This window comes from Micromonospora sp. NPDC049900, assembly GCF_044461025.1.
In the GTDB taxonomy this organism is placed as follows: Bacteria; Actinomycetota; Actinomycetes; order Mycobacteriales; family Micromonosporaceae; genus Micromonospora.
The window spans coordinates 370,043-387,662 of sequence record NZ_JBITKM010000004.1 but is presented as its reverse complement, the minus strand read 5'-3'; the positions used below and the strand labels follow the sequence as shown (position 1 = coordinate 387,662).

Sequence of the window (17,620 nt, the reverse complement as noted above, 5' to 3'; positions counted from 1 at the left end):
CAGCGGTGTGACAGGCTGAGGCCGACCCGACCTGACTCCCGAAGGAGCTCGCATGCCGATCGAGGTTGGCGCCGAGGCGCCGGACTTCGTGCTGAAGGACCAGAACAACCAGGAGGTGCGGCTCGCCGACTTCCGCGGCCGGCGCACCGTCCTGCTGGTCTTCTACCCGCTGGCCTTCACCGGCATCTGCCAGGGCGAGCTGTGCGAGGTGCGGGACAACCTCGACGAGTACGTCAGCGACGACGTCCAGGTACTCACCGTCAGCGTCGACTCGGTGTACGCCCACAAGATCTGGGCGGACCGCGAGGGCTACCAGTTCCCGCTGCTGTCGGACTTCTGGCCGCACGGTGCCGTCGCCCAGGCGTACGGCGTCTTCAACGAGGTCGCCGGCATCGCCAACCGGGGCACGTTCGTCATCGACAAGGACGGCGTGGTCCGGTTCGCCGAGATGAACATGCCGGGCGAACCGCGCGACCAGCACGGGTGGCGCAAGGCCCTGGCCGAGGCCAGCGCCTGACCCGTCCCGAACGGTGGTAACCGTCCGGTCGAGCCGGTGGGCGGCAGGGTAGGCTTGCCAACCGCCGGCTCGGCCGGACGGTGTCCCGGGCGCGTAGCTCAGCGGGAGAGCACTCGCCTTACAAGCGAGGGGTCGCAGGTTCGAAACCTGCCGCGCCCACCAGCACACACGATGGCCCGGAGAGCACTTCTCCGGGCCGACTCCGTATCGACGTGCGGGGGTCGCCGTCTGGGGCGAACCCGGCGCTGACCACAGACCGGCCGCGCGTTGGGGCCGATAGGCAGACGTCGAGGTCGCCGACGTGCGGTATGGGCACGAGACACACGTCGGCGGCGACCTCCTTGGTTCCTCCTTCGGCGCCTGTCGAGCTGAACCGTCTGCGCTATCGCACCTCCGGGCACGGCGCGCCGCAGTCTGGAAGGTCCAACGTGATCCGTCAACGCTCTCAGCTCGACAGGGGCCCAAGGTGCTGTAGACCCCGTGCCAGCCCGGCCGAACGCCAGCCCGGCCCCGCGCCAGCCCGTGCCACCCACGCCGACGGCGTGCTGACAGGGGTGCGGTCTCGGGCGATCGGAGCCGAGACCGCAAGGGTGCCGCGTACCGTCGTCGTCGGGTCGGTGTCGACGCGGACGGGGAGGGGCGCGAGTGGGCTATGCCGAGGTCGCCGACGTGCGGTTCTGGTACGAGACACACGGCACCGGTCGGCCGCTGGTGCTGCTGCACGGCGGGTTCGGCGCGGTCGAGACCTTCGCCGCGATCCGGCCCGCGCTGGCGCAGCGACGCCAGGTGATCAGCGTCGACCTGCCGGGTCACGGACGCACCGCCGACGTCGACCGTCCGATGCGGTACGAGTCGATGGCCGACGACGTGGCCGCGTTGATCGGTCACCTGGGCCTGGGCCGGGTCGACGTGCTGGGCTTCTCGCTCGGCGGCGGGGTCGGCCTGCGGCTGGCGGTCCAGCACCGGCAGTTGCTCCGGCGGCTGGTGGTGGTCTCCGCGCCGTGCCGACGTCAGGGCTGGTTCCCGGAGGTGCTCGCCGGGATGCCGGAGCCCGACGAGGCGGCCGGCGAACGGATGAAGGGCATCCCCGCCTACGAGCTCTATCGGCAGGTCGCGCCCCGCCCCGACGACTGGCCGCGACTCTGGGCCCGGACCGGTGAGCTGCTGCGCCGCGAGTACGACTGGTCGGCGGAGGTGGCCGCGCTGACCACCCCCACCCTGCTGGTCTTCGCCGACGCCGACTCGATCCGCCCCGCGCACATGGTGGAGTTCTTCGGTCTGCTCGGCGGCGGCCACCGGGACGCCGGTTGGGACGGTGCCGACCGGCCGGACGCACGCCTGGCAGTGCTGCCCGGGCTCACCCACTACGACATCGTGGACTCGCCCGCCCTGCCGGCGGTGGTGCTTCCCTTCCTCACCCACACCCTGAGCACCCCGGCCTGACCGGGCCGCCGACACCTCGCCGCCGTGTCCGCTCTACCGGGAGTAGCGCAGCATGACCACGCCCGCGCCGATGGGGGTGGCGTCGACCAGGGTGAAGTGCTGTAGGTCGAACGGACGGTCGGCGAGCGGGATGCCGCTGCCGGCGACGATCGGGTTGACCTTGACCATCAGCTCGTCCACCTCGGGCAGCAACTGGCCCGCGAGTCGGCCGCCGCCGCAGAGCCAGATGTCGCCGCCGGGCTGTTGCTTGAGGTCGCGGACGAAGGCGACCGCGTCGCTGGAGACGATCTCCACCGCCGGGTCGTCCGACGGCGGCAGGGAGCGGGCGAAGACGTACTGCTTGAGGTGGGCGTACGGGCTGGCGATGCCGAGCTTCAGTGCCGGTTCGTAGGTGGCCCGGCCCATCAGGACGGCGTCGAACCGGCCCTGCGGGCGGTCGATGCCGAGCTGCGGGTGGGCGAAGGTCGGGAAGGTCTGCGGCCAGTGCGTGGCGAGGTGCCGCGCCACCTCGGGTTCCGGGCCGAAGAACTCGAACGCCCCGTCGGGGGCGGCGATGAAACCGTCGATCGTGCTGGCGACGTAGTAGACGAGCGATCGCAAGCGGTACTCCAATCACTACGGATGTTGTGGTTGACTCCAAACTACAACACCTGTCGTGGTTGTTGTTAGGGTGTTCCCCATGGCACGCAACCCCGAGCGACGGGCGGCCCTGGCAGACGCCGGGCTGCGAGTGCTGGCGGCGCAGGGCGCGCGCGGGCTCACCCACCGTGCCGTCGACACCGAGGCGGGCGTACCGGTCGGGACCGCCTCCAACTACTTCCGCTCCCGGGACGCCCTGCTCGGCGCGCTCGGCGAGCGGATCTTCGAGCGGTTCGCCCCCGACGAGACGGTGGTGGCCGGGTTGGCCGCCCGGGAACCCTCCACGGCTCTGCTCACCGACTACGTCCGGTACATCGTCGAGCGGACCACCCGGCAGCCGGAACTCACCCGCGCCCTGATCGAACTGCGCCTGGAGGCGGCCCGCCGGCCCGACCTGGCCCGGATCCTCGGTGCCACCCTGCGTCGCGGCTACCGCGACGACGTCGCACACCAACTGGCCGCGGGTCTGCCCGGTGGCGCGTTCGAGGTGGCGCTGTTGCGGTACGCCGTGGACGGGCTGCTGCTCGACCTGCTCACCCCGTCGATCGACGCCGGGTTCGACCCCGATGACGTGGTCGTCGCCCTGGTGTCCCGGTTGTCCGCCGCGCCCTCCTGAGCCCCGATCGCCTGCGGGTACCCCGCCTGCGGCGAGGACTGTTCGTCGGTGCAGCGGGAAGACGTCGACGCGGACGCACCTGGGGAGGAGCGACGGATGACGCGTGCCGGACTGACCATCGGCGTGCTCGGCTCGTACGGCGGGCGCAACCTCGGTGACGAGGCCATCCTCACCGGCCTGCTGGCCGACCTGCGGGAACAGGAGCCGAACGCCCGGATCATCGTCTTCTCACGGAACCCGGCGCACACCGCGTTGGCGCACCCGGACGTCGAGGCGGTGCCGTGGGAGGGGGTCAGCCGCACCGACTCCGCCCTGGTGCTCTCCCAACTCGACCTGCTCATCCTGGGCGGCGGCGGCATCCTCTACGACAAGGAGGCCCGCCGCTACCTGCGCGTGGTGCGGGTCGCCCAGGAACGCGGTCTGCCGCTGCTCACGTACGCGGTGGGGGTGGGGCCGCTCAGCGAGATGGTGGACACCGGCATGGTGCGGGAGACGCTGGCCGGCGCCACCCAGGTCACCGTCCGAGACCAGGAGTCGCGGATGGTGCTGGAGGAGGCCGGGCTGCTCAACCCGATCACCGTCACCGCCGACCCGGCGTTCCTGCTGGAACCGGAGGACTTCCCGGCGGATCTGCTGCGCGAGGAGGGCGTACCGGCGGGCAAGCGGCTGGTCGGCATGAGCGTACGGGAGCCCGGCCGTGCCGCCGAACGGCTCGACGTCGACGGCTACCACCGGCTGCTGGCCCAGATCGGCGACTTCCTGGTGCACCGGATCGACGCGCACGTGCTGTTCGTCCCGATGGAGCGCGACGACATCCGGCACTCGCACGGGGTGCTCTCGCACATGACCGCCGCGGAACGTGGACGCATCCTGCACGGCACCTACTCACCGCAGCAGGTACTCGGGCTGATGCGCCACTTCGACCTGGCCGTCGGTATGCGGCTGCACTTCCTGATCTTCGCCGCGATGATGGGTACGCCGTTCCTGCCCCTGCCGTACGCCGGAAAGGTGTTCGACCTGGCCCAGCGGCTCGGGGTGCCGGCGCTGCGCGGCGTGGAGCGGGAGGTGGAGGGGCCGCTGCTGGCCGAGGTCGACCAGTTGTGGGACGAGCGTGACCAGCGGCGGGAGACCACCGCCCAGCGGGTCGCCCAGGTCTGCGAGGAGGCCCGGGGCACCTCACGGGTCACCCGGTCGGTGCTGGAGAGCCTGCGCACCCGATCCCTGGTCGAGGTCGGCGCCTGACCCACCGTGCCTGACGGGGTGCCCGACGTTCGCGCCCGATGCTCGGGCCGACGCCTGCGACGGGCGCGTCCGGTTGGCGGGCCGCGTCGGGCGTCGGGTGCGGCGGGTGGTCAGACAGCGGGACCTCGCCAGCAGTAGCGCCACTGCCGGCTCTCGGCGTCGATCGACTCCAGCTCGTAGATGTCCGCCCCGGCCAGGCCGCCCGAGCCCAGGTGATGGTGGGTCAGCGGAGGACGGCCGTTGGGGTCCAACTCGACGGTGACCTGCTGCCCGTCCGCCTCGCCACCTACCAGCGGGATCTCAACCGAGGATGCCATGCGCCCATCCTGCCCCGCCCGCTGTCACCCGCGCAGCGGATAGCCGGGGGCGAACGGGACAGCGCAGGCTCCGACGTGGGGCTCGGGTCCGGTCAGGGCAGCGGGAGGAGCCCCGGCGGGTACTCCATGCCGTCGTGCGTGCAGGCGGCGGCGGCCACCCGGGCGGCGTACCCGGCCGCCTCGGCCCAGGTCGCGCCGCGCGCTCGGGCCGCGACGATCCCGGCGGCGAAGGCGTCTCCGGCGCCGTTGGTGTCGATCACCGGGCCGGGCGGCACGGCGGCCGGCACGTGGTGCACCCGGCCGCCGAGATGCAGCTCCGCGCCGTCCGCGCCGCGCGTGACCGTCGGCGCCGACCGTGTCGACGACTGCCACCCGCAGCCCGAGCGCGTGGGCGGCGAGCAGTACCCCGGAACCCGTGTTGCCGATCCGCAGGTCGATCGGGCAGGTCGTCCATGGCGCCGACGGTAGCGGTCCGGCGCCGCCTAAGCTGTCCCGGATGTTTGCAGGGGACCCTTCCTCTACCGGAGGCGTTAGCAGGGGACCCTTCCTTACCGGGCGAGGGGGCGTGCGTGCTGGTCGTGCACGGGGTGTGGCTGCCCGGTCGGGGCCTCGCCGTCTGGGCCGAGGACAGCACCCGAGAGCCGGAGGCACTCCGTCGGCCGGGGCGGGCGCCCCGGGAACGCCCGCACCCGTTCGCCGCCGACCATGCGGCACTGACCGCCGTGTTGGGCGAGGCCGCCGAACCGGCCGACCTCGGCACCGCGCTGCTGAGCCTGCCCACCCGGGGCGGTTCGCCGCTGGACTCGCCGGAACTGGTCCGGACCGGCGTCGTGACACCGGCCCGGGGGCGGGTCACCCTGGCCGGCTGGCGGGTGCCGGTGCTCGCGTACGGCCCGGATGCCGCGCTGGCGCTGCTGCGCGGTCTCGACGGCGTGTCCGCCGTACCGGGTGCGGCCCTGCGACACCTGGCCGAGGTGGCCGCCTTCGCCGTCGACCTGGCCGAGCGGGGGCGGGTCCTGCCCGGCCTCGCCGCCGTGCCGTCCGCCGCCGTGCCGTCCGCGCACCCGGCCCACCCGGCCCGTCCAGCTCACCGGGCCGTCCCCGCCCGACGGCGGTCCACCGCCCGGGCCGAGTCGACGGCGGCCGGGCGACCCGGAGACGTCGTGCCCGCGCGTGCGGTGTGGCGACCGCTGCTCACCGGCACTGACGCGGCCTGGGCGCGGTCGTTGGCGTTGGCCCTGCCGCCGGTCGCCCGCGCGGTGGTCGAGACGGACCTGCCCGCCCTGCCGACGCCCGGCAGCGACTCCGCGCGTCGGACGCCCGGCAGCGACTCCGCGCGGGCGACCGGCGGCAGCGACTCCGCGCGTCGGCGGGGCGGCTCGGCGCGCGCCGCCGGGCGGGGAAGTGAAGAGGGGTCCCCTGCTCTACCTGAGGCGTTAACAGGGTGCCCTTCCTTGCATCCAGCCTTGCCGCCGGGTGGAGTGGTGGGGGATGCGCTGGACGTGTTGACCGACGCGGCCGTGCGGGCGGTCCTGCCGGAGACCGCCCTGGCCCGGGGCGTACGCCCCGGCGCGGCGGTGGCGTCCTGGCTCGGTGCGTTGACCGGGCCGCATCGCGGGTTCACCGCCGAACCGAAGGCGCTGGACGTCCTGCGGTCCGAGCTGGACACGTGGCAGCGGGATGCCGCAGGCGGGACGGTACGGGCGAGTTTCCGGCTGGTGGAGCCGTTCACCGAGGAGGTGTCCGGCCCGGTGACGGTGGTGCCGCTGGACCTGGACGCGGCGGTGGCGGATCCGGGCCGGTGGCGGGTGGAGTTCGGGTTGCGCGCGGCCGACGAGTCGGGTCTGCACGTCGACGCCGGTCAGGTGTGGCGCGGCGAGGGCGGCGCCGTCGCGGGCGCGCATCCGCAGGAGACGTTGCTGGCCGAGTTGGGCCGGGCCAGCCGCCTCTGGCCGGAGCTGGACACGGCGCTGCGGACCGCCACCCCGGAGGCGCTGGAGCTGGACGCCGACGGGGCGCACCGGTTCCTGCGCGAGGGCGCGCCGCTGCTGCACGCCGCCGGGTTCACGGTGCTGCTGCCGTCCTGGTGGCAGCGGCCCGCGTCGCGGCTCGGCGCGCGGCTGCGCGCGGGCTCGCGGGCCGCGCCCGGCACGGTCAGCGGACCGACCGACCGGGTCGGGTTGGACGCGCTGGTGGACTACCGCTGGGAGGTGGCGCTCGGCGACCATCCGTTGACCGAGGAGGAGTTGGCCCGGCTGGCGGAGGTGAAGACGCCGCTGGTGCGGCTGCGCGGCCAGTGGGTCGAGCTGGATCCGAAGCGGCTCGCCGCCGGTCTGCGCCTGTTGCGGTCCACCGGCGAGCTGACCGTCGCCGACCTGCTGCGGCTGGGGCTCGCCGACGGTACGCAACCGGACGCCCTGCCGGTGCTGGAGGTGACCGCCGACGGGGCGTTGGGTGACCTGCTCGCCGGGTCGGTGGAGCGTCGGCTCACGCCGCTGGACCCGCCGCCGTCGTTCCACGGCACGCTGCGGCCGTACCAGCGGCGCGGGCTGGCCTGGCTGGCGTTCCTCCAGTCGCTGGGGCTGGGCGGGGTGCTCGCCGACGACATGGGGCTGGGCAAGACGGTGCAGTTGCTCGCCCTGCTGGCCGGTGATCCGGCCGAGGCCGGGCCGACCCTGCTGGTCTGCCCGATGTCGCTGGTCGGCAACTGGCAGCGGGAGGCGGCCCGGTTCGCCCCGGGGCTGCGTGTGCACGTGCACCACGGCGCGCAGCGGGCGCGGGGCGACGACATAGGTGCCGCCGCGCAGGAGGCGGACCTGGTGCTCACCACGTACTCGGTGGCGGCGCGGGACGCGGTGGACCTGGCCGGGGTGGACTGGCACCGGGTGGTGCTGGACGAGGCGCAGGCGATCAAGAACGCCGCCACCCGGCAGGCCGAGGCGGTGCGGTTGCTGCCCGCCCGGCACCGGCTGGCGGTCACCGGTACGCCGGTGGAGAACCGGCTCGCCGACCTCTGGTCCATCATGCAGTTCGCCAATCCGGGGCTGCTCGGCCCGGCCGCGACCTTCCGCAAGCGGTTCGCCGAGCCGATCGAGCGGCACGGTGACGCGGACACCGCCGAGCGGCTGCGCCGGATCACCGGCCCGTTCGTGCTGCGTCGGCTCAAGACGGACGCGTCGATCATCTCGGACCTGCCGGAGAAGCTGGAGATGGAGGTCGTCTGCAACCTCACCGCCGAGCAGGCGGCGCTGTACCGGGTGGTGGTCGACGACATGATGGCCCGGATCGAGTCCTCCGACGGCATCGAGCGGCGGGGCCTGGTGCTGGCCACGATGACCCGGCTCAAGCAGGTCTGCAACCATCCGGCGCAGTTGCTGCGCGACGGTTCCCCGTTGGACGGACGCTCCGGCAAGCTCGCCCGGTTGGCGGAGATCCTCGACGAGGTCCTGGCGGCGGGGGAGAAGGCGCTGCTGTTCACCCAGTACGCCGAGTTCGGCGGGATGCTGCGCGGCCACCTGGCGTCCCGGTTCGGCCGGGAGGTGCTGTTCCTGCACGGCGGGGTCGGCAAGGCCGACCGGGACGAGATGGTGGCCCGCTTCCAGTCCGACGACGGACCGGCTCTGTTCGTGCTCTCCCTCAAGGCCGGTGGGACGGGCCTGACGCTGACCGCCGCCAACCACGTGGTGCACGTCGACCGGTGGTGGAATCCGGCGGTGGAGGACCAGGCCACCGACCGGGCGTTCCGGATCGGGCAGCGTCGCCGGGTCCAGGTCCGCAAGTTCGTCTGCGCCGGCACGGTGGAGGAGAAGGTCGCCGCGCTGATCGCCGAGAAGCGCGGCCTGGCCGCCTCGGTCGTCGGCACCGGCGAACAGTGGATCACCGAGCTGTCCACCACCCGGTTGCGGGAGCTGTTCGCACTGGAGGCCGGGGCGGTGGCCGAGTGACCGAGGGCAGGTTCGCCGACTACGGTCGGCCGCGCCGGGTCGACGGCGGGCTGCGCGCCCGCAGCACCCGGGGCGCCATCGGGGTGTCCTGGTGGTCGCGCCGGTTCCTGGAGGTGCTGGAGTCGTTCGCGCTCGGCACCCGGCTCACCCGGGGTCGGGCGTACGCACGCGCCGGCCAGGTGGTACGCCTCGACGTCCACCCCGGACGCGTGGACGCGGTGGTGCAGGGCTCACGACCCCGGCCGTACCAGGTCCGGGTCGCGTTGCCGCCGTTTCCGGTCGACCTCTGGGCCCGGATCGAGGCGGAGTTGGCCGCCCAGGCGTTCTTCAGCGCCCGGCTGCTCGCCGGTGACCTGCCGGCCGAGTTGGAGGAACTGCTCGCCGCACTCGGCGCACCACTGTTCCCCGCCGCGGTGGCCGACCTGGAGCAGCACTGCTCCTGCCCGGACGCGGCGGTGCCCTGCAAACACCTCGCGGCCACGTTCTATCTGCTCGCGGAGGCATTCGACGCGGACCCGTTCGCCCTGCTGCACTGGCGGGGCCGTAGCCGCGACGACCTGCTCGCCCGACTGCGCGAGCTGCGCGCCACCGGGTCCGGTCACGTCGGCGGACCACCCGGCGCGAGCGCCACCGCCCGGCAACCAGACGCCCCGACAGCGGGCGCACAGACGGCGGGTGCCCCGACAGCAGACGGCCCGACGTCCGACGGCGACGTGGGGCTTCCGGCGGCCGGTGCGGCACGTGTCCTCACCGACCTGCCGGCCCCGCCGCTCGCCGAGGCCGTCGACCGGTTCTGGCTGCCGCCGGTGCCGCTGCCGGACCGCCCGCCGAGCCTGGCGAGTCGACCCGACCTTCTGTTGCGGCAGCTCGGCGCGCCCGCACCGGCGATCGGCGGGCCAGGGCTGGCCGAGCGTCTGCGCCAGGCGTACCGGCAGCTCGGCGAGTGAACGGTCCGGCGGTCAGACCCACCGGTGCCGGTACCGCCACAACAGGGCGGTGTTGACGACCAGCAGGACGGCGTACACCGCCCCGGCCAGCCGGCCGGCGAGTACGGTCGTGGCCGGCAGGGCCGCCCACAACACGATGGTCATCAACAGCAGCATCCGACCCCGTCGCATCCGGGAGCGGTTGTCGAGCCGGGCGAAGAACGCCGGATCGCTCTCCCGGAGATTGCGGGTGATCTGCTCGAAACGGCGCTGGTCCTCTTTGCTGAGCATGTGCCTTCCCCTCACGCGTTCAGCAACGGCGTCGCGGAATACCCACTGGGGTGACGGCTCACGCTCTCCTACTGGTCCTACTTTGGCCGGTCCGGCCGTCCGCACCGGCCTGAGCGCGGCAGGAGTGCGGCGGCGGGTCGGCGGAGCGGGGTCGGACGCCTGAGCGCCGCCTTAGTTCCGCCTTAAATCTGGCTGTGGGGTCGAACCGGTCCGCCGTCGACCGAACGGGTGGGATTGTCACCGACCGTAGGTGGCTCGTGTCGTCCGTGCTGCTCGCGAGGTGCGTACCCGGGTGGCCGGTGCGGGAGCCGACATCCGTTCGCGTTGAGGGTTGCCTTAAGTCGCCCCGGTCGGGCGGGACGGCCCGTCTTGTCGGGGCACATCCCGCTGACTACCTTGCCGTGGCAACCCCTCCGGCAGCAGTCGTCGCACCTCACCACCCTCGCTCGGCCGTGAGCGCGACGCTGGGTAGAAACGGGAACGGTATGGCCGACCAGCAGGTGCCACCCCGCCGCGACGAGCACGGACAGGACCCCCGCCCGTACCCCCGATCCCGCCGGCCCCACCCGCACCCCGGACCCCGGCCGCACCACGCCGCCCCGTACCCCGGACCGCAGCCGCACCACGCCGTCGGGTACCCCGGACCGCCGCCGCCACCCGACGTGGACCCGTACGCCCAGGACGGTCGCCCGCAGTGGATCGGACCGGACGGGTACGGCGTGCCGCCGATGCCGACGGGCGGACCGTCCGATCCGGACGGTGGCGACGACGGTGGTCGCCGGGTCGGTCGCCGCCGGGCGCTGGCCGCGCTGGGCGGTACCGCCGCCGTGGTCGCCGGTGGCGCGGCCCTGGCGATGACGCCGCAGGTGCGCGGCCTCCTCGGTGGCGGCGCGGCGGTGGCCGGCGACGCCACCGGGACTACCACGACCGACGGTACGTCGGCCCGCCCCAGCGGGCAGCGGCCGAGTACGGTCCGCACCTACACCGAGCAGAACGAGAGCTACATGGGCTCCCGCGCCGGTGAGGTGCTGAAGAAGAACGCCCCCACCGGCGGCCGGGTCTACTCCGGCCCGGCGCAGGCCGCGGCGGAGACCAAGGTGACCGTCAAGACGGCGCTCAGCAAGGACCCGGCGGTGCACCTGGCCCGCCGGTTGACCTTCGGGCCGACCGCCGCTGTGCTCGCCGAGATCAAGCAACGCGGCATCGACGGCTGGGTGCGTTGGCAACTGGAGCCGGAGAAGATCGCCCCGACCCGGGCGGAACTCAAGCTCGCCGAACTGCCCACCCTGAAGCTCTCCGTCGAGGAACTCCGCGAGCAGCGGGACCAGCTCAACGAGCGGGGTGCCCAACCGGAGCGGGAGATGGTGGACGCCACCGTCGCCCGGCAGATCTGGTCGGACCGCCAGCTCTTCGAGGTGATGGTCGACTTCTGGAACGACTTCCTGCACGTCGCCGCCGAGTTCGACGGCGGTGAGGTGTACCGCAACTCGTTCGACCGGGACGTGGTGCGCAAGCACGCGCTGGGCAGCTACCCGCAGATGCTGCTGGCCGCCAACCGGCACCCGGCCCTGCTGCTCTATCTCAACCAGGTGGACTCCCGGGCGGACGCGGTCAACGAGAACCTGGCCCGGGAGAACCTGGAGCTGTACTCGGTCGGGGTCGACGGCGGCTACACCGAGGCCGACGTCCGCCAGGCCGCGCTGCTCCAGACCGGCCGGGGCGTCCAGGACGGCGCGTACGTCTTCCGCCCCGACCGCCACTACGTCGGCAAGGTCAAGATCCTCGGCTTCCGCCACGCCAACGACTCGGCGGACCCGAAGCGGGCCGAGGCGGCGATCGACGCGTACCTCACCCACCTCGCGTTGCACCCGTCCACCGCCAAGTACGTGGCACAGAACCTCGCCGTCCGGTTCGTCTCGGACACCCCGCCGAAATCCCTGGTGGACCGGCTGGCCAGGACGTACGCCGCGAACCACGGCCAGATCAAGCCGGTGCTGATGACGCTGTTCAGCTCCTCGGAGTTCTGGGCGGCGGTGGGGCAGAAGGTGCGCCGCCCACTGGAGTACCTGGTCGCCACCTACCGCACCCTCGGGGTCTCCCCGGACGCGGCACCGGACCACGACAACGGCGACAACCGCCGCACCCCGTACGCGCGGGGCCTGCGGCAGATCTCCGACAAGCTGCGCGAGTTGGGCCACCACCCGATGGGCCAGCCCACCCCGGACGGCTACCCCGACGTCTACGTCGCCTGGACGTCGGCGGGCACGATGGTCAACGGCTGGAACGAGGCCAACGAACTCCTCGCCGCCAACCGCACCGTGTTCACCCACACCCGGCCGGAGAAGCTGCTGGCCGACCCGCCCGCCTCCGCCGGGGCGTACGTGGACGCGCTGGCCCGGCGGCTGGTCCGGCAGAAGCTCACCGACCGGGAACGGGCGCTGATCCTCGATGTCGCCGGGGTCTCCGCCGGCACGAGGGTCGACGCGACATTCGACGGGGCGATCACCGCCGTCGCGCGGGCGATCCTCGCCTCCCCCCAGCACCACCTCCGCTGAGGCACCCGATGGAGGAGCCCGTGTACTCGTACCCCCTGCACCCGGAATGCCCCGACGTGCGGCGACTGGCCGACAACCCGACCGAGGCCCTGCTGCGGGCCGAGGCCGACGTGGTGGCCGCCGAGAACGCCGCCGAGGCGGACCGCTACCGGCGGTTGGAGGAGTTGGAGGAGGCCCAGCAGGACGGGCGCGGGGTGACCCGGCGGACCTTCGTGGCCGGTGCCGCCGCCACCGCCACCGCGCTGGCCACCGCCCAGTTCGTCACCACCTCGGCGTCGTTCGCGGCCACCAAGACCGGCACGCTGGTGCACGTCTTCCTCTACGGCGGCCTGGACGGGCTCAGCCTGGTCGCGCCGAACGACGATCCGGTGCTCGCCCGGGCCCGCCCGGACCTGCTGCTGGCCGACGACTCGCTGGCGCTCGGCCGGGGCTTCAAGCTGACCAGCGCGTTCCGGCCGCTGGAGCGGTGGTTGCGTGCCGGGCAGCTCGGCTTCGTCCCGGGCGTCTCCGACGAACGGTTGTCCCGCAGCCACTTCCAGGCCGCCGACGCCTGCAACCTGGGCGGACTGCCCGGCGAGACCGGCGGGCGGGGCTGGTTGGACAGCCTGGTCGACGCACTCGGCAAGGGCACCGCCTTCCGCAGCGTCGGTGTCGGCAGCACGCTGCCCCGCTCGCTGGTCGGCAACAACGGGGCCATCTCGCTGAACAGCGTCGGCTCGTTGCGCCTCGCCGGTGACGAGCGGTACCGGGAGGCCACCGAGAAGGCCATCCGGGGCCTGTTCACCGGGATCAACCATCCGGTGGAGGAGGCGGTGCGTTCCGGGCTCGGCGCGCTGGCCACCGCGCGCCGGCTCTCCGCCGAGCCGTACCGGCCAGCCGAGGGGGTGGAGTACCGGGGCGTCGGCTTCGCCTTCCAGCAACTCGCGCAGCTCATCAAGGGCGGCGCGAACGTGCGGGTGGCCACCGTCGGCATGGGCGGGTACGACACCCACGAGAACCAGGGCACCGGCGAGGGCGGCCAGCTCTATCGGCGGCTCAACGAACTCGCCGCCGCACTGGCCGCGTTCTTCACCGACCTCGGTGACGCCGCCGCCGACGTGACCGTCATGGTGTCCAGCGAGTTCGGGCGGCGGGTCGCCTCCAACAGCGGCGGCACCGATCACGGGCACGGCGGGGTGGTGACCATCCTGTCCGGCCGCAGACTCGCCGGTCCGCTGCTCGGCACCTGGAACGGATTGAACGCACTCGACTCCGGAGACGTCCCGGAATACAACAACATGTTCAACGTCTACGGCTCGGTGGCCCAGGGTCGGTTCGGGCTCACCAACGCGGAGGTGGACAAGATCTTCCCCCGGATGAAGTACGCCCCGATGAAGCTGTACGCGTGACCCACCACGCGTACGCCGACCGCCGGTCCGGGCCGCGACCCCGCGCCGACGGTCGGCCGCCCGCGCCCCCGCCCCTGCCGGTGGCGACCCGACGCGGGCCCGCCGGCCGGCGGCTGCTGACCGGGCTGTTCCTGGTCGGCCTGGTCGCCAGCGTGCTGCCCTGGTGGCTCGACACCCCGGCCGGGTCGCTCACCGACGCCACCGCGACGACCACCGCCGCCGGTCAGATCACCGGCCTGCTCGCCGGCTACCTGCTGCTGGTCCAGGTGCTGATGATGAGCCGGTTGCCGGTGCTGGAACGGGTGGCCGGCGGCGAGCGGATCGCGGCGTGGCACCGGGACCTGGGGGTGACGCTGCTGGTCGCGGTGCTCGCGCACACCGGCTTCATCCTGGTCGGCTACGGCGGCCTGACCGGCCGCTCGCCGCTGGACCAGGCCGGGGTGATGTTGCGCGAGTACCAGGACATGGTCTCCGCGTTCGCCGCCGCCGGTCTGCTGGTGCTGGTCGGGTTGACCAGCGTCCGGGCGGTCCGCCGGGCGTTGCCGTACGAGCTGTGGCACGCCACCCACCTGGCCGGGTACGCGGTGCTGCTGCTCGGTTTCGCGCACCAGTTCAGCAACGGCACCCAGTTGTTCCGCCCCGGCCCGGTCCGCACCGGGTGGATCGCCTGCTACGGCCTGGTGATCGCCGCTCTGGTGTGGGGGCGGCTGGTCGGGCCGCTGACGTTCAACCTGCGGCACCGGCTGCGGGTCGCCGACGTGGTGGCGGAGAGCCCGGACACCGTCTCGATCTATCTGACCGGCGCCCGGCTGGACCGGCTGGACCTGCTCGGCGGGCAGTTCTTCCGCTGGCGGTTCCTGACCCGGGGCTGCTGGTGGCAGTCGCACCCGTTCTCGGTCTCCGCCGCCGCCAACGGCCGCTGGCTGCGGTTGACCGTCAAGGTGGTCGGCGCGTACACCCGGGACCTGCGTGACCTCGAACCCGGTGTACGGGTCTGGGCGGTGGGGCCGTCGGGCACCTTCACCGCCGCGCACCGGGTCCGCGAGCACGCGCTGCTGATCGCCGGTGGCAGCGGCATCACCCCGCTGCGGGCGATGCTGGAGGAGTTGCCGCCCGGCGCGGCGCTGATCTATCGGGCCCGCACTCCGGGCGACGTGCTGCTGCACCGGGAACTGGACTGGCTGGCCCAGGCCCGGGGCGTGCGGATCTGGTACGTCGTCGGTTCCCGCAACGACCCCGGCCCACGCCAGGTGATGTCGCCGGACGGGCTGCGCCGGCTGGTGCCGGACGTGGCCCGACGCGACGTCTACCTCTGCGGCCCACCCGGCCTGGTCGCGCAGAGCCGACGGCTGCTGCGCCGGATCGGCGTGCCCCGCCGACAGATCCACGTCGGCACCTTCGAGCTATAGGCAGAGGAGTACCGCCCCGATGCGTCGCGCGCTGTTCGCGATCACCGGCCTGGCCGCCGGCACCACCGCGATGGTGGTGCTCAAGGCCGCCCCGGGCACCGGCCAGGTCGCCCAGGAGCCACCGCCCGGCACGGCCACCGGCACGGACGGGCCGACGCCACAGCCGACGGTGGAGGAGTCGGCGGCGGCGAGCCGCGAACCCCGCGCCACCCGGTCACCGAAACCCGCGCGCAGCACCGAGGCCCCGACGAACCGCTCCGACTCGTCCGACGCACCCCGGACGCCCTCGGCTCCCCGCACCACCACCGCGCCGCGACCCACCACCCGGACCGTCACCGGCCCGGTGGTCCGCAACGAGTACGGCAACGTGCAGGTGCGCATCACCGTCTCCGGCAGCCGCATCACCGACGCGGTGGCGCTGGAACTGCCGGAGCGGACCGCCCAGTCCGAGCAGCGCAGCGACCTGGTCGACAGCCGGTACAGCGGCGTGGCGGGGCTGGTGGTCGCGCGGCAGAGCGCCGACCTGGACACCGTCTCCGGGGCGACCGCGACGAGCGAGTCCTACCGGCAGTCCCTCCAGGCCGCGATCGACCGGGCCCGCTGATGGCCGCCGGCACCGCGACCCGCCCCGGCCTGCGCCGGGTCGAGCACGTCATGGGTACGCCGATCAGCCTGGACCTCGCCGACGACCTGACCGCCACCGAGCTGACCCGGCTCGCCGACGAGGTGTTCGGTTGGCTGCGCGAGGTGGACGCACGGTTCAGCACCTACCTCCCGGACAGCGAGGTGTGCCGTTTCGACCGGGGCGAGCTGCTGCTCTCCGAGGCGTCCGCGGACCTGCGCCGGGTGCTGGAACGCTGCGCCGACCTGTGGGGCGACACCGACGGGTTCTTCGACGCGTACGCCACCGGCGGGCTCGACCCGTCCGGGTACGTCAAGGGCTGGGCCGCCCAGGTGGCCTCGGACCGGCTGCTCGCGGCCGGTGCCGCGAACCACTGTCTGAACGCGGGCGGGGACGTGCGGGTGCGGGGCCGCTCGTCGACCGGGCGACCGTGGCGGATCGGGGTGCGGCACCCGTGGGACCCGTCGGCGGTCTGCCTGGTGCTGACCGGCACCGACCTGGCGGTGGCCACCTCGGGGGTCTACGAGCGTGGCCACCACGTGCGCGACCCCCGCCGGGGCGCACCGGCGAAGGGACTGCGCTCGGTGACCGTGGTGGGGCACGACCTGGGGCTGGCCGACGCGTACTCGACCGCCGCCCTGGCCATGGGCGTGACCGGCATCGGCTGGGTGGACCGGCTGCCGGGGCACCGGCACGCGGTGGTCACCGAGGACGCCCGCTGCCTGCGCTCCGCCGACCTGCCGCTGGCCGACTGACCGGTGTCGCCGACCTCTAGGCCCAGCGGCTCGGCCGGTGCAGGATCGCCGGTCGGGAGCCGAGCGGCCGGGGACGCCCGGGACGCGAGCCCGGTGGTCGGGTGGCCGCCCAGCGGCGTCCGGGCCGGTGCCGGCGAGGCGGTTCGGTCCCGCCCTGGTGCTGCTCCGTGTGGTCGGTGGACATCGGATCCCCGCTCCCGGCGCGGGCGCGCCGTCGTGGTGCTCAACGAGCAGTTCCCGTCGGGCGTCGCTGTCGGGTACCACACCGACTCGTCGGGGGTGGCTCAGCGACCCCGGCGGGGCAGCGGCAGGTGGCCCGGGACCAGCGCGGAGGTCAGCGTGACGCCGCTGGCCCGCAACTCGTCGACCAGGGTGTTCTGCACCAGGTACGAGTCGGGGAGCTGCCAGCGGGCCTGCTCCGGCGCTACCGCCCAGCGGACCGCTCCCTCGGGCAGCCGGGTGGGTGGTGCCGGCACCCACGAGCCGGGACCGTGCCGCACCACGTGGAAGCAGTGCTCCAACTCGGGACGCAGCGGGTCACCGGGGCGCACCAGGAACATCCAGCGGCCGGTCGGGGTGACCAGCACCGGTCCGCGTACGCCCGGGCCGACCGGGTGCGACCGGACCGCGTCGAGCACGCGTCGGCCCAGGCTGGCGGAGACCTCCAGCACGTCGAATGCGCGGCCGGTGGGCAGCAGGATGCCGTGCGGGCGGGACCGCCACCAGGTGGCCACCCGGGCCGGGTCGGCGCTGGCCGCGTGCTCCCAGTCCTCCAACGCGGGGTGGCAGCCGACCGTCGGGCAGCCGGCCCGGCCGCAGACGAAGCGGCTGCGCGCCAGACAGGCGCCGGGGGTCACCTCCCAGCCGTGCAGCGCGTACCGTACCGCGACGCGGCGCAGCCGGACCCGCTCCAACGGCGACAGACGGACCACGCTCGGTGCGACATTCCCCCACAT

The 17,620-nt window shown here is 73.6% G+C and carries 15 protein-coding genes, 1 tRNA gene and 1 pseudogene; 12 read left to right on the top strand and 5 right to left on the bottom strand.

Features of this window, described 5'->3' with window-relative positions:
* Positions 1-52: 52 nt before the first annotated feature.
* From ACIBMZ_RS13405 to ACIBMZ_RS13395, 3 genes are all read left to right on the top strand, one after another.
* Positions 53-517, top strand: coding sequence for a peroxiredoxin (locus ACIBMZ_RS13405; protein ID WP_396693326.1), 465 nt, complete (start codon positions 53-55; stop codon positions 515-517).
* An 87-nt stretch (positions 518-604) separates the two neighbouring features.
* Positions 605-679, top strand: a tRNA-Val gene (locus ACIBMZ_RS13400).
* Positions 680-1,162: 483 nt separating this feature from the next.
* Entirely contained in the window at positions 1,163-1,960 is a 798-nt protein-coding gene (locus ACIBMZ_RS13395; RefSeq protein WP_396693324.1) for an alpha/beta fold hydrolase, read from the top strand.
* 33 nt (positions 1,961-1,993) lie between these two features.
* Here the strand turns inward: ACIBMZ_RS13395 and ACIBMZ_RS13390 are convergent, their stop codons facing one another.
* Positions 1,994-2,560 (bottom strand): dihydrofolate reductase family protein, encoded by a 567-nt coding sequence (locus ACIBMZ_RS13390; protein WP_396693322.1) that lies wholly within the window; start codon positions 2,558-2,560, stop codon positions 1,994-1,996.
* Between the two features lie 79 nt (positions 2,561-2,639).
* Here ACIBMZ_RS13390 and ACIBMZ_RS13385 point away from each other — a divergent pair, with 79 nt between their 5' ends.
* Together ACIBMZ_RS13385 and ACIBMZ_RS13380 are read left to right on the top strand one after the other, a co-directional pair.
* Positions 2,640-3,215: a TetR/AcrR family transcriptional regulator gene (locus ACIBMZ_RS13385; RefSeq protein WP_396693320.1), complete on the top strand. Its 576-nt coding sequence runs from the start codon at positions 2,640-2,642 to the stop codon at positions 3,213-3,215.
* Between the two features lie 96 nt (positions 3,216-3,311).
* A complete protein-coding gene (locus ACIBMZ_RS13380; protein WP_396693318.1) occupies positions 3,312-4,457 on the top strand; it encodes a polysaccharide pyruvyl transferase family protein in 1,146 nt (381 codons plus the stop codon).
* A gap of 110 nt (positions 4,458-4,567) precedes the next feature.
* On the opposite strand, the gene ACIBMZ_RS13375 is transcribed toward ACIBMZ_RS13380, so the two are convergent.
* Positions 4,568-4,774 (bottom strand): hypothetical protein, encoded by a 207-nt coding sequence (locus tag ACIBMZ_RS13375; protein WP_396693316.1) that lies wholly within the window; start codon positions 4,772-4,774, stop codon positions 4,568-4,570.
* Positions 4,775-4,866: 92 nt separating this feature from the next.
* A pseudogene (locus ACIBMZ_RS13370) lies at positions 4,867-5,106 on the bottom strand (PfkB family carbohydrate kinase); the annotation flags it as partial.
* Between the two features lie 237 nt (positions 5,107-5,343).
* Between ACIBMZ_RS13370 and ACIBMZ_RS13365 the strand changes: the two are divergent.
* Both ACIBMZ_RS13365 and ACIBMZ_RS13360 read left to right on the top strand, forming a co-directional pair.
* On the top strand, positions 5,344-8,718 hold the full coding sequence (locus ACIBMZ_RS13365; RefSeq protein ID WP_396693314.1) for an SNF2-related protein: 3,375 nt from the start codon (positions 5,344-5,346) through the stop codon (positions 8,716-8,718).
* Complete coding sequence (locus tag ACIBMZ_RS13360; protein WP_396693312.1) at positions 8,715-9,665, top strand: SWIM zinc finger family protein; 951 nt, start codon at positions 8,715-8,717, stop codon at positions 9,663-9,665. The genes ACIBMZ_RS13365 and ACIBMZ_RS13360 overlap by 4 nt, the downstream gene beginning before the upstream one ends.
* A gap of 12 nt (positions 9,666-9,677) precedes the next feature.
* Here the strand turns inward: ACIBMZ_RS13360 and ACIBMZ_RS13355 are convergent, their stop codons facing one another.
* On the bottom strand, positions 9,678-9,935 hold the full coding sequence (locus tag ACIBMZ_RS13355) for a DUF3040 domain-containing protein (protein WP_396693310.1): 258 nt from the start codon (positions 9,933-9,935) through the stop codon (positions 9,678-9,680).
* A gap of 452 nt (positions 9,936-10,387) precedes the next feature.
* Here ACIBMZ_RS13355 and ACIBMZ_RS13350 point away from each other — a divergent pair, with 452 nt between their 5' ends.
* Genes ACIBMZ_RS13350 through ACIBMZ_RS13330 form a run of 5 tightly spaced genes read left to right on the top strand, consistent with a single transcriptional unit; the run spans position 10,388 to position 16,664 of the window.
* Positions 10,388-12,490, top strand: a complete 2,103-nt coding sequence (locus ACIBMZ_RS13350) for a DUF1800 domain-containing protein (protein WP_396693308.1) — start codon at positions 10,388-10,390, stop codon at positions 12,488-12,490.
* A 20-nt stretch (positions 12,491-12,510) separates the two neighbouring features.
* The gene (locus tag ACIBMZ_RS13345) at positions 12,511-13,878 is read left to right on the top strand and encodes a DUF1501 domain-containing protein (RefSeq protein WP_396693306.1); all 1,368 of its coding nucleotides are present in this window, start codon (positions 12,511-12,513) and stop codon (positions 13,876-13,878) included.
* Positions 13,875-15,287 (top strand): ferric reductase-like transmembrane domain-containing protein, encoded by a 1,413-nt coding sequence (locus tag ACIBMZ_RS13340; protein WP_396693304.1) that lies wholly within the window; start codon positions 13,875-13,877, stop codon positions 15,285-15,287. Before ACIBMZ_RS13345 ends, ACIBMZ_RS13340 begins: the two co-directional genes overlap by 4 nt.
* Positions 15,288-15,306: 19 nt before the next feature.
* Positions 15,307-15,891: an FMN-binding protein gene (locus ACIBMZ_RS13335; RefSeq protein ID WP_396693302.1), complete on the top strand. Its 585-nt coding sequence runs from the start codon at positions 15,307-15,309 to the stop codon at positions 15,889-15,891.
* A 50-nt stretch (positions 15,892-15,941) separates the two neighbouring features.
* Positions 15,942-16,664 (top strand): FAD:protein FMN transferase, encoded by a 723-nt coding sequence (locus ACIBMZ_RS13330; protein WP_396693530.1) that lies wholly within the window; start codon positions 15,942-15,944, stop codon positions 16,662-16,664.
* Positions 16,665-16,948: 284 nt separating this feature from the next.
* On the opposite strand, the gene ACIBMZ_RS13325 is transcribed toward ACIBMZ_RS13330, so the two are convergent.
* Positions 16,949-17,620 carry a bifunctional DNA primase/polymerase gene (locus tag ACIBMZ_RS13325; RefSeq protein WP_396693300.1) on the bottom strand — a complete coding sequence of 224 codons (672 nt, stop codon included), beginning with the start codon at positions 17,618-17,620 and terminating at the stop codon, positions 16,949-16,951.